The organism is Leptogranulimonas caecicola (assembly GCF_023168405.1).
GTDB classification, from domain to species: Bacteria; Actinomycetota; Coriobacteriia; order Coriobacteriales; family Atopobiaceae; genus Leptogranulimonas; species Leptogranulimonas caecicola.
The window spans coordinates 1688755-1700763 of record NZ_AP025285.1 but is presented as its reverse complement, the minus strand read 5'-3'; the positions used below and the strand labels follow the sequence as shown (position 1 = coordinate 1700763).

The following is a 12009-nucleotide window of genomic DNA, read 5'->3' as shown; positions in this document are numbered from 1 at the left end:
AGCGGGGCCGGTTTTTTGTGTCGCGACAAAGGGCAAGTTGATGGAGGAGATGGTGGTGCTTCTCGGCAGGGATGGCGTACGGTCTGCGAGATGGTAGCTGGATGCAGTGGAGGGTCTTCTCGGCAGCGCGATGAGCAAGCAGGTGTGGGCGGCCTATCAGAAACCGCGGGCTACCAGAAGCTGTGGTGGCCAAAGCAGAGGCGCCAGAGCTCTTCTCGGCAGGTGAGGGAGCGCGCTGAGAGCGGGCGGGGCGCGCGGCCTTGCAGGATGTGGGCCAGCTGGTCGAAGAGCGCCGTGGCGGTTGCGAGGCTGATGAGAGTTTGGCGGGCGACGCCGATGAGGTCGTCGTTGAGGGCGCGGGCGGCCAGGCGGCGCTGGTCGTCGGCTCCGGCGCGGAGAGGGTCAGAGTGCCACCAGCTGGAGTCGTACTCGCAGGCCAGGTGTTTCTCGGGCCAATAAAAGTCGTAGCGAATGGAGGTTCGTTGGGGCAGGTGCGCCTTGGCGAGCGGAGAAAGCGACTTTTCATAATTGAGGCGGGGAGCTGGCAGGCCGGCGCCGCCGTGCCTTCGGGAAGTGATGGCGAATGCGGCAAAGCCGGACTCGCGTGGAGAGGCCGATCCGTCGAGCGCGAGGGATGCGGCGTAGCGGGCGATCTTTTGGCCGCGGGCGTCTGTGGGAAGCCATTGCACGGCGTTTTGCAGCGACTGCGCGCAGGTGAGCGGCACAGGGCGAGTTGCGAAGCCTTCTGGGATGTCGGGGCGCAGCTCATAGGTGCCGCAAAGTTGCAGGGCGAGCAGAAGGGCTTGAGCGGGGGCGCGGGTTTCTCGGCATCGAAGTAAAAAGTGGAGCTCCGGGGAGACTACATAGAGCGGCTCGGTGGTCTGGGTGGTGTTGATGCGGTATAGCGCCTTGGGGAAGAGTGGGCTTTGCCAGAGATGATTGACGAGGTGGGGAAGCTTTCGGCGGTGAGCCTTGCAGGAAATAAGCAACTCAACAGATAGATGTTCATGAGAAACACCGGCGAGAGCTGCTGAGGGAATAATTCCAGAATTATAGAAAGGCAGCGTCTTTAGCTGTGCAATTGCAGCAGTGGAACCTATGGACTCGTTGAGGATGAAGGCACACTCATTTTGCGAATGTACCGGGATGAGAGAAGTGCGCGAGAGGTACACGTTGATCGCGCTTATACCAGCCAGAACTATCGTCATTCCTGGAAGATATCACGAGGACTTGAGGGATGACGCATTAAATAAGGGACTACATAAATGCCCTATAACGCTATGAGAAATTATGCATAAGCAGCAATTGCTGTGACAGAAAAGTGTCAGAAAAAGATAAGTAAATGATTTTCTATTGGGGTAAGGATCTGCTTCAGATTGAACTGGTGGTAGGAGCTGCGTGGACTGTTGGCACAAGTCGCGCGTAGGAGGTGGTATTTTTGGCAGAAAGCCAAGATAGGAGGTAGATTTGAGCCCAATCTACCTCCTATCCGCGAGTTGTGGCAGCTTAAAGACCTCCTATTGGCGTTCTATGTCAAAAGCGCGACAATCCACCTCCTATCGGCCCTTCGTGCCAAAGGCTTGGAAATCCATGCCTTAGTCGGCTTTCGTGCCAAAGCCGCACTTTCCGGCAGATGGGACATCCCCAAAGCCGCACTTTCCGGCAGGCAAAGAGCCTCCAGTGGCTCCACGCAGCTCGGTCTGGCGCTGCACGGCGTGCACCCCCGCCTCCCGCTGCAGTGCAACGCGCGAGTGCACCGCAGCGTCCTCGCCCTAGAGCGCCTGCTCGGTGCGGGCGATGATGTCGTCTTGGGTGGCGCGGGAGAGCACGTTGAAGAAGGCCGAGTAGCCGGCGACGCGCACGATGAGGTCGCGGTGGTTCTCGGGATGGGCCTGAGCATCCAGCAGGGTCTCGCGGGAGACCACGTTGAACTGCACGTGGTAGCCGTGGAGCGCGTTGAAGTAGGCCTGGATCATGGCTTCGAGCTTGCGCTTGTTCTCGGGCTTCTCCAGGGTGGAGGGGTTCACCTTCTGGTTGAGCAGCACGCCGCCGGTGATCTTGCGCGTGGGCAGCTTGGTGATGGACTTGAAGACCGCGGTGGGGCCGTGGAGGTCGCGGTTGTGGGCGGGGCTGCAGCCTTCGGCCAAAGGCTCGTGGGCGTGGCGGCCGTCGGGGGTGGCCATTGTGCCCATGCCCTGGCCCACGTTGGCGCTGATGGAGCTGGTGCCGGCATAGCGGATGCCGCCGATGGGGCCTCGGCCGTAGCGGGTGCTGGGGTACTTGGCCACCTCGTCGATGTAGGAGTCGTAGGCCTCGACTACCAGCTGGTCTACGTAGTCGTCGTCGTTGCCGTACTTGGGGGCGCAATTCTCAAGCATCGCCTGGATGCGCTGGTTCTCAGGGCTTTGGAAGTCATCCAAAATGGCGTCCCAGAGCTGCTGGGGCGTGATGCGGCCCTCCTCAAAGACCAGCTTCTTCATGGCGGCCAAAGAGTCGGCCATGTTGGCGATGCCCACCTGCAGGCCGCTGATGAAGTCGTAGACGGCGCCGCCTTCCTTGATGGTCTTGCCGCGGCCAATGCAGTCGTCGGTGAGGGCGGAGCACAGGATGTCGGGCACGTCGCGCTCGCTGGCCAGGTCGATGGCGTTCTCCACAATCACCGAGTAGCGGCACATCTCGCGGATGGTCTTGTCCCAGGCGCGCAAAAGCTCGTCGTAGCTTTTCATCTGGGTGAAGTGACCGTAATCCTTGGTGAAGCGGCGGCCGGAGGTAAGGTCCACGCCGCCGTTCATGCAGCACAAAAGCAGGCGCGGGAAGTTAAGATAGCTCATGCCTGTGCAGCGGTAGCCCCATTTGCCGGGCACGGCGGTCTCCACGCAGCCGATGGCGGAGTAATCGTAGGCATCCTCGCGGGCCACACCCCAATCGATGAAGCTGGGAATGATGACCTCGTCGTTGTTCATGGCCGGCATGCCAAAGCCTAGGCGCATGACCTCGATGCACTCGTCCAGGAAGGCGGGGTCGATGCCCGCGTGATAGCGCACGGTGAGGTTGGGCTGGGTGAGGCGCGTCTGGGCCACCGAGCGCAGGATGAGCCAAGACAGCGGGTTCACCGCATCTGTCGGCTCGCCATCTACCAGACGCTGCCCGCCGATGGTAACGTTTTGGTACATGGGCGAGCCTGCCGAGGAGAGCGTGTGTGCCTGGCTGCGAATCTTGTTGACGGTGAGAGATTTGATCCACAGGTTGCAGAGAAGCTCGAGCGCCTCATCCTGGGTGATGCGGCCGGCTGCCAAATCGGCTTCATAGTAGGGGAGCAGGTACTGGTCCATGCGCCCGTAGGACAGCGAGTGGCCGTTGGACTCGATCTGCAGCACCACCTGCAAGAACCACACCGCCTGCACCGCCTCGCCAAAGGTCTCGGCCGGCTCGTAGGGCACTTTGTCGCAGATGCGGGCCATCTCAAGAAGCTCGGCGGCCCGTTGGGGGTCCTTCTCGGCAGCGGCTTGGGTACGCGCCAGCTGGGCATAGCGTGCCGAGAAACGCCTCACCGCGGCGATGACCTCGAGTACGGCGTTGTAAAAGACGCGCTTGTCGATGGAGGCTGGGTCGGTGAGGTCGAGCTGCGCGCTTAGGGTGCGGGCGCGCTCCTCGTAGGCGCGCAGGCCACAGGAGAGCACGCGGCGGTGGTTCACGGCCAGGTGGGCGTCGCCGGCGTTGAGTTTGCCTTCCATGCCAAAGAGGCCGGTTTCCATAAACACAGAAACCTCCTGGGGCAGCAGGGCCTCGCCGCGGGCGCGCAGGTTGTTGTCCTCCCAGAAGGGGGCGATGGAGCGGATTTGGTCTTTGGTTTCCTGGGTGATGTAGAAGACGTCGCCGTCGCGCTTCTCGAAGAGGTCCAGCTCGTTGAGCACGAATTCCAAGGTGTACTCAGGGAACACCGGCGCGTTGCAGTTCTTGGTGGCCTGGTTGCCGCATAAAAGGCTTTGCGGCTCAATATAAATGCTCATATGGTCCAGGATGTGCGACAGCATGTAGGCGCGCTTCATCACCGGCGGCTGCGCCTTGTGGGCCTCGTAAGCCTGGGTGCACAGGATGGCGCGCTCGCCGTCCACATAGGGGCGCTCGGCCAGAACCTCCTCGCGAAACTGCGCCATACGAGGGGTCAGCGAGCCAAAGTGTGCCAAAAGCTGGGATGCGGCAGAAGCCATGAGTTCCTCCTGTGAATGGGGCCTGAAGGGCGCCGAGCGCTTGCTACAACCCGAAGTCTAGTCTAAACTCACAGACGAAACAAGAAATACTTTCGAACGTAAGTTAATATGGAGGACCCATGCAGCCTCATTCCGGTACGAAGCAGTGCTCCATCGAGTCGTTGTCACCTGTCCGCAGAGGTGGCGCGTCCCAAAGAGAGCTTCCGCTCAAAGCCCCGGTGTTTAACGTTCAAAAGTTCAGCTTGGACGATGGTCCCGGCATTCGCACGGTGGTCTTTCTCAAGGGCTGCCCGCTGCGTTGCGCCTGGTGTGCCAACCCCGAAAGTCAGTTGGCCTACTCCCAGCTAGAGTGGGACGGCCGCTCCTGCAAAGGCTGCGGATGCTGTGCTGCCGCAAGCCAGGCAGTGACTTTGGCCTTTGATGAGGGTGGACTGCCCCAGGTAACTGTGGACCACGTATGCCTTGCTGCCGAGAAGCGCCAGCCCCAAGTAGCCGAGGCCTGCGTGTGGGGAGCCATGAGCCTGGTGGGAGCCGAGAGATCGGTGGATGAGGTGGTGGCCCAATGCCTTCAAGACCAGGCTTTCTATGAGCAGTCGGGCGGAGGGGTAACTTTCTCGGGCGGCGAGGCGCTCCTATGGCCCGACTTTGTGCGCCAAGCGGCACGGCGGCTGCATGCCCAGGGCGTCTCCTGCGCCATGGAGACCACCGGCTATGCTGCGCCGGAGGTCTTCGAGCAGGTGCTGGACGCCATGGACATCCTGCTCTTTGATGTGAAGCACTGGGATGAAGCGGCGCACAAGGCAGGTACCGGTGTAGGCCTGGGGCTCATCAAGGACAATCTGCGCCGCGCGTGTGCCTCTGGCGCCCAGGTGCTCTGCCGCACGCCGGTGATCCCGGGGTTCAACATCGACCCGTCGCTCTCGGCCAGCGCAGTGGCTGCCACCGCCGAGGGCCTGGCTGCCCATATCCTCGACGCCTGGCAGGCTGCGGGACGTTCAAATACCGAGAAGCCCCGCCTCCAATTGCTGCCCTTCCACCAGTTTGGCGAAAACAAATACAAGCTTTTGGGCCGGGATTACGGGATGGAAGGCGTCGCACAGCTGAGCGTGAAAGATGTTGAGCCACTGGCAGAGGCGCTGAGGGAGCGGGGCGTGGATGCCTTTGTGTAAAGGCGAATATGCCCTATTGCCGGGGTCCCCACTGGGTGTGAGCCGGCTTGAGTTCAGCCGCATAGCGGGTGTGGTCGCCGGGCGCGATGACCTGGCTTACCTCAAAGGGGTGCGCCAGCTTGTCAAAGGCAGTGCGGGTGACCTTGAAAGCGGCGCTGCGGGCAGGCCTTCCCAATAGAGCCGCCTCGCGTTTGCCTAAAAGCACGCTTTCGTAGACCTCTTGAGCCGAGGCAGCTTCGACGCCCCAGCCTTTCTGAAGCGCGCGGTAGAGCGACCCTGCCACTTGCTCGCGCGTAAGCCCGGGGAAGAGCTCGCAGGGCAGATAACTGGTTTCCAGCGACATCACGATGTCGTCGGCTAAGCGAAGGCGCTCAATGCGGTAGGTGGGTTTCTCGGTATCAAAAAGTTGCAAGGCCCGAGCCACCCCGCTGGGCGGCTGCACGCACTCGAAGGACAGCACCTGGCTGGTGGGGGTCATGCCAGCCTTTTTCACTTCGCCAGAAAAGTCGTAGAGGCTGTTTAGGGAGCGGCGCATGGTGGCGGGGGCCACAAAAGTGCCGCTGCCAGACTTGCGCACTACCAGGCCTTCGTCCACCAGCGATGCCAGTGCGGCGCGCACGGTGGATCGGCCCACGCCTAGAGCACGGCATAGGTCGTGCTCGGAGGGCAGGGGGTCGTCGGCCGCCAAGAGCCCCCGGTCGATGAGATCGCGCAGGGAGGCGGCGATATGCGAGGAGTTGGGGCGAGCGCCAGCGCGAGAAAGCTCGCGGGCGATCGAGGCGAGTGTATCCATGCCTTATATATAACATATATAGAGACAGGTGCCCGTATATCCGGTGAGAGGCTTATGGCGCGCCAAAGGCTTGTGAGAGGTTGGCTCAGCTTGCCAGGCTAGGGCTCAGTCGAGGTTCGGGGGCGGGGTGCGCCCTTCGAGGTGCACGCCAAGGCGTGTGTGATCGCCGGGGACAAAGGCCTCGGTGATGTTGAATACCTGGCCGGAGGTGTCGCGCACCACGCGCACAATGCGGAACGCGGGGCTTCTGTACTGGCGGTCCAGCAGCTTGGCCTCGCGCTTGCCCAAAAGAATGGCCTGGTAGTACTCGTCGGCGTCGCCAATCTGGACGCCGTATTTGCGCGCGAGCATCTCATAGAGGGAGCCTGAGACATCGGCCTGGGTGAGGTCGGGGAAGCGCAAACAAGGGATATGCTCTATCTCCAGCGACATGGGCACGTCGTCGGCATAGCGCAGGCGCTCTATCCTAAAAATCGAGGGCTCATCCAAGGGCAAGTCCAGGGTGCGAGAAGAGAAGCCTGCAGGGTAAGTGTGCTGAAACAGCAGCACCTTTGTGGAGGGCTCCATGCCCTCGGCCTTCACAGAGCGCGTGAAGTCGTAGACCGAGTCCAGCTGCCGGCGCATGAACGAGGGGGCCACAAAGGTGCCCAGCCCCGCCATGCGGGTGATCTCGCCGGAGGTGCGCAGGATTTCCATGGCTTCGCGCACGGCAGAGCGCGGCAACAAAAGGGCGTCGCAAAGCTCCCGCTCGGTGGGGAGGGGGTCGCCGGGCGTTAAGACGCCAGCCTTGATGGTCTCGGCCACCACCACGGCCAGCTGCATGCCCGGTGGCTGAGGACTCTCGAAGTCAAAATGATGTTTGATGTAGTCTATGGAGTTCATGCCACAACTTTACTGAAAGGAAACTGTCATGTCAGCTGGTTTTGCAGCGATTGCACAAGGTTCAAGGTAGGTTTCTTGAGTAGATTCATACGAAAGCATAAACACATAGAAACGAAACCTGTATACTGAGCATATAATTATGATTTGTCCTAAGGAGAAACATGGGCAAGCGCGATGCTCGTATATTAGAACTGCTCACAGAGCATGAGCGCCTTGAGGTGGCTCAGTTGGCCCGAGAGTTGGGAGTCTCCTCGGTCACCATGCGCAAGGATCTGGACGATCTGGAGTCCCGCGACGTTATCAAGCGCGAGCACGGCTACGCGGTCTTGGGCAACCCCAACGACATCAACGGCCGGCTGGCCTACCACTATGAGACCAAGCGCTCCATCGCCGCAGCGGCGGCAGGCCTTGTGGGCTCGGGCGAGACGGTAATGGTGGAGTCCGGGTCCTGCTGCGCCCTGCTGGCCCAGGAGCTCGCCAGCGCTTCTATGGGCGTCACCATGGTCACCAACTCGGCGTTCATCGCCGGCTACGTGCGCCGCGAGCCAGGTGCGAAAACCATCCTTTTGGGCGGCACCTACCAAAACGACGCCCAGGTGAACGTGGGGCCCATGGTGGCCCAGAGCGCCAAGAACTTTTGCGTGGACCGGCTCTTCATAGGCGTGGACGGCTACATGCCCAACCAAGGCTTCACCAACAGCGATCAGATGCGCGCCCAGGCGGTGCTCGACATGGCGGCTCAGGCCCAGCAGGTAATCGTGCTCACCGAGTCCGACAAGTTCTTGCGCCACGGCGTCGTGCCCATGCGCCTTGCCGGAAAGATCGCCTGCGTAGTGACCGACGACGGCTTGGACCCCCTCATCGCCCAGGCCATCCAGGGCGCCGGCGTGCAGCTCATCTGCGTGCCCCGAGAAGACTAGACCGGCCGCCTAAGGGCCTCAAGCTGTGCTACCATAGGCTGCTAAGCGATGACGGAGAGGGTTGCGACCCTGCGTGTCGTCCTCACCAGAGAAGGGGTCCTAGGCTGGAAGACCTCCGGGGTCGACGGGTTGTGGCGTTCACTCTACCAGCTGCGAGCTTAACGGCAGGGATGTTCAAGGGTTTCTCGGCATCTTTACCCAGTAGGCAAGCCGTCTGGCCCACGGAACGGGCACAACGAGTGGTCGCTCGGGACTCTTGCACCCAGCGTCAATCAAGGTGGTACCGCGGATTCGTCCGTCCTTGGCTCACACTTCAGGCCAGGGGCGGTTTTTTGTTGCCTCGGTGGCCTTCATGGAAAGGCGGCCTAAAGCTGCCGAGAAGACCTGCCCTCCGACAGGGGGCGGCTCTTGAAGAAGGGAGATTTATCGATGTCGATGATCGACGAGCTCGAAGGCATTGCTGCCAGCGCCCGCGAGCGCATCGAGCAGGCGCAGAGCTTGGAGGCGCTGGATGCCGTGCGCGTGGCGGTAACCGGCAAGAAAGGCCAGCTCACAGCCGTGCTGCGCTCTATGGGCAGCCTCACGCCTGAGGAGCGCCCCCAGGTGGGCAAGCTGGCCAACGAGGTGCGCCGCCAGGTGGAGGCCGAGCTGGCAGAGCGCAAGGCCCAACTGGAAGCGGCGGAGCTGGCGGCACGCATCGAGGCGTCCTCGGTGGACGTGACGCTGCCGGGTCGCAGGCCCCATGTGGGCACCCAGCACCTGATCTCGCAGATCGTGGACGAGATCCAGGATATCTTCATCGGCCTGGGCTACTCCATCGAGTCCGGCCCCTACGTAGAGACCGAGTACTACAACTTCACGTCGCTCAACGCTCCTGCAGACCACCCTTCGCGCTCGCCGCGCGACACCTTCTATGTGGAAGACCCGCTCAATCCCTCGGCTGGCTCGCTGGTCTCCGACGTGCTGCTGCGCACCCAGACTTCCCCGGTGCAGATGCGCACCATGGAGGCCCAAAAGCCTCCCATCTACATGCTGTCGCCCGGCCGCGTCTTTAGGCCCGACACCGCCGACGCCAACCACCTGCCCCAGTTCACCCAGATCGAGGGCCTGGTGGTAGACGAGGGCATCACCTTCGGCGACCTCAAGGGCACGCTGGACCATATGGCCAAGGAGCTCTTCGGGCCCGATCGCGCCACCCGCTATCGCCCCCACTTCTTCCCCTTCACCGAGCCCAGCTGCGAGCTGGACGTGTCCTGCGGGGTGTGCGGCGGGTCCGGCTGCCGTTTTTGCAACCACACCGGCTGGATCGAGATCCTGGGTTGCGGCCTGGTAGACCCCAACGTCTTTGGCTACGCCGGCATCGACCCGGAGCGCTACAGCGGCTTTGCCTTTGGCATGGGCGCCGAGCGCATCGCCGCCCTGCGCTACGACCTGCCCGACCTACGCATGCTCATGACTGGCGACATGCGCTTCCTGCGCCAGTTCTAACGGCCCCTTCCAACTTTTTTACTACCGAGAAAGGCGATGCATCCATGCGCGTTTCTTATGAGTGGCTTGGCACTATGGTGGACCTGCCCCAACAGGTCTCTGATCTGGTGGCTGAGCTTATCCGCACGGGTACCGAGGTAGAGGCCGTCGAGCATACCGGCGCCTCGCTGGACCACGTGGTCACCGGCTACATCCTCTCCTGCGTGCCCCATCCCGACTCCGACCACATGAAGGTCACCATGGTGGACGTGGGGCCCCACAACGTGGACGAGCAGGGCGACCCTGTGCCGCTGCAAATCGTCTGCGGCGCCCCCAACGTGGCGGCCCATCAGCATGTCATCGTGGCCATGGAGGGCGCGGTGCTTCCTGGCGACTTCAAGATCAAGAAGAGCAAGCTGCGCGGCGTGGAGTCCTGCGGCATGAACTGCTCCGCCCGCGAGCTGGGCATTGGCTCTGAGCACGACGGCATCATGGTGCTGCCCGAGGATGCCCCCATCGGCGTGCCTGCCGGCGACTACCTGGGCCTCTCCGACACTGTGATCGACTGCGAGATCACCCCCAACCGCCCTGACTGCCTCTCCATGACCGGCTTTGCCTGCGAGGTGGGTGCCATTTTGAGCGAGCCCACCCATATCGAGGTGCCCGCCATTGCCCATGAGGTCAAGCCTGCCACCAAAGACCTGGTGGACGTGGCCATCGCCGATCCTGAGCGCTGCAGCCGCTACTGCGCCCGCGTGGTGCGAAACGTCAAGATCGGCCCTTCGCCGGCCTGGCTCGCCCGCCGCATAGTGGCTGCAGGCAGCCGCCCCATCAACAACGTGGTGGACATCACCAACTACGTCATGTACCTCACCGGCCAGCCGCTTCACGCCTTTGACTTGGACACCCTCACCCAGCGCGACGGCAAGCGCCACATCGTGGTGCGCCCGGCGACAGACGGCGAGGTCCTGCGTACCCTCGACGGCCAGGACCGCACCTTGACCCCCGATATGACGGTCATCTCCGACGACGGCGATGCTGCCGTGGCTCTGGCCGGCGTCATGGGCGGCGAGAACTCTGAGGTTACCGAGAAGACCGTCAACATCCTTCTGGAAAGCGCCTGCTTCTCGCCGGGCCATACCAGCCGCACCAGCCGCGACCTGGGGCTCATGAGCGAGGCTTCCATCCGCTTCGAGCGCGGCGTGGATGCCGCAGACTGCGTCGAGGTGGCAGACATCGCTGCCGCCCTCTTCGAGTCCTGCTGCGAGGCCGAGGTCTGCCGCGGCGTGGTGGATGTCTATCCCGAGCCCGTGGAGGCTGCGACCATCAGCCTGCGCCCTTCTCGGGTGAGGGAGCTGTGCGGCGCCGACATCCCCAATGACTTCATGGTGGAGGCCCTGGCGCGCCTGGGTTGCTCGGTGGTGCCCAGCCGCCTGGGCTCTTACTTGGACGTGGTGGCTCCCACCAACCGTCCGGACCTCACCCGTGAGATCGACCTGGTAGAAGAGGTGCTGCGCCTCTGGGGCATGGACCGCGTGGAGCCTACCATCCCCGGCGCCCCCAACCACCCCGGCGGCCTGACCGATCTTCAGCGCTACGCCCACATGGTGGGGGAGGCCCTGCGCGCCAGCGGCCTTTGCGAGACGCTCACCTACAACTTTGCCGATACTGGCGACCTGGAGCGCCTGCGCATGCCCGACGAGCGTCTGGGCCAGCCGGTGGTCATCTTGAACCCCCTCACCGCCGACCAGGGCCAGATGCGCCGCACCATGATCCCGGGCCTGCTTCGCTCGGTGGCCTACAACCTGGCCCATGGGCAGGACAATGTGGCCCTCTACGAGCAGGGACGCGTCTTCTACGGTTCTTCTGAGGCTTCGCAGCCTGCCGAGCCCCAACATGTGGCCGGCGTGCTCTGCGGCGCCTGGCACAAGGACAGCTGGGACCAAAAGGCGCGCCCGCTGGACTTCTTCGACGGCAAGGGCGCCATCGAGCAGCTGGCAGAGGCCCTGAAGATCGAGCGCCTGCGCTTCAAGGCCGCCTCGCCCGAGAAGTACCCCTGGCTCCAGCCGGGCCGCGCCGCCCAGATCATGGTGGGCAAGCAGTGCGTGGGCTGGCTTGGCAACATCCACCCGCTGAGCCTGGCAAACTTCGACATCGACCAGGACGTGGTGGCCTTCGAGATAGACCAGGACGCCCTCTTGAGCCATGCCCAGGACATGCTGCCCTACCAGGACATCCCCACGCTGCCAGGGGTAGAGCAAGACCTGGCCATCGTGGTGGACGAGGATGTGGATTATGAGACCTGCATTCAGCGCATTGGGTCTGCTGGCGGCAAGCTGCTGGTAGACGTGCGCCTCTTCGACGTCTACCGCGATCCTGTGCGCGTGGGGCCCCATAAGAAGTCCATGGCCTTCGCCCTCACCTTCCGCGATCCCAAGCGCACCCTCACTGCCGAGGATGTGGAGAAGGTCATGGACAAGCTGGTCAAGAAGATCTCCAAGTCGCTGGGCGCCGAGGTGCGCAATTAGCCTGGCCGTTTTTCGGCCACAACCTGCGGCACGAAAAAT

The 12009-nt window shown here is 62.6% G+C and carries 8 protein-coding genes; 4 read left to right on the top strand and 4 right to left on the bottom strand.

Annotated features, from left to right (window positions below; translation table 11 throughout):
* Window positions 1-170 precede the first annotated feature (170 nt).
* Window positions 171-1172: a PDDEXK family nuclease gene (locus tag OR601_RS07480; RefSeq protein WP_265591576.1), complete on the bottom strand. Its 1002-nt coding sequence runs from the start codon at window positions 1170-1172 to the stop codon at window positions 171-173.
* 600 nt (window positions 1173-1772) lie between these two features.
* Complete coding sequence (locus OR601_RS07475; RefSeq protein ID WP_265591575.1) at window positions 1773-4211, bottom strand: glycyl radical protein; 2439 nt, start codon at window positions 4209-4211, stop codon at window positions 1773-1775.
* Between the two features lie 119 nt (window positions 4212-4330).
* On the opposite strand from OR601_RS07475, the gene OR601_RS07470 reads away from it, so the two are divergent.
* Complete coding sequence (locus tag OR601_RS07470) at window positions 4331-5380, top strand: glycyl-radical enzyme activating protein (RefSeq protein ID WP_265591574.1); 1050 nt, start codon at window positions 4331-4333, stop codon at window positions 5378-5380.
* Between the two features lie 13 nt (window positions 5381-5393).
* On the opposite strand, the gene OR601_RS07465 is transcribed toward OR601_RS07470, so the two are convergent.
* On the bottom strand, window positions 5394-6173 hold the full coding sequence (locus OR601_RS07465; protein ID WP_136011968.1) for a GntR family transcriptional regulator: 780 nt from the start codon (window positions 6171-6173) through the stop codon (window positions 5394-5396).
* Between the two features lie 105 nt (window positions 6174-6278).
* Window positions 6279-7055 (bottom strand): GntR family transcriptional regulator, encoded by a 777-nt coding sequence (locus OR601_RS07460; RefSeq protein WP_265591573.1) that lies wholly within the window; start codon window positions 7053-7055, stop codon window positions 6279-6281.
* 161 nt (window positions 7056-7216) lie between these two features.
* On the opposite strand from OR601_RS07460, the gene OR601_RS07455 reads away from it, so the two are divergent.
* The 3 genes from OR601_RS07455 to pheT all read left to right on the top strand — a co-directional run bounded on the left by OR601_RS07455 (window position 7217) and on the right by pheT (window position 11970).
* Window positions 7217-7975, top strand: a complete 759-nt coding sequence (locus OR601_RS07455) for a DeoR/GlpR family DNA-binding transcription regulator (RefSeq protein WP_136011970.1) — start codon at window positions 7217-7219, stop codon at window positions 7973-7975.
* Window positions 7976-8404: 429 nt separating this feature from the next.
* Window positions 8405-9463, top strand: coding sequence for a phenylalanine--tRNA ligase subunit alpha (gene pheS, locus OR601_RS07450; protein WP_136011971.1), 1059 nt, complete (start codon window positions 8405-8407; stop codon window positions 9461-9463).
* A 44-nt stretch (window positions 9464-9507) separates the two neighbouring features.
* Window positions 9508-11970: a phenylalanine--tRNA ligase subunit beta gene (gene pheT, locus OR601_RS07445; RefSeq protein ID WP_265591572.1), complete on the top strand. Its 2463-nt coding sequence runs from the start codon at window positions 9508-9510 to the stop codon at window positions 11968-11970.
* Window positions 11971-12009: the final 39 nt, after the last annotated feature.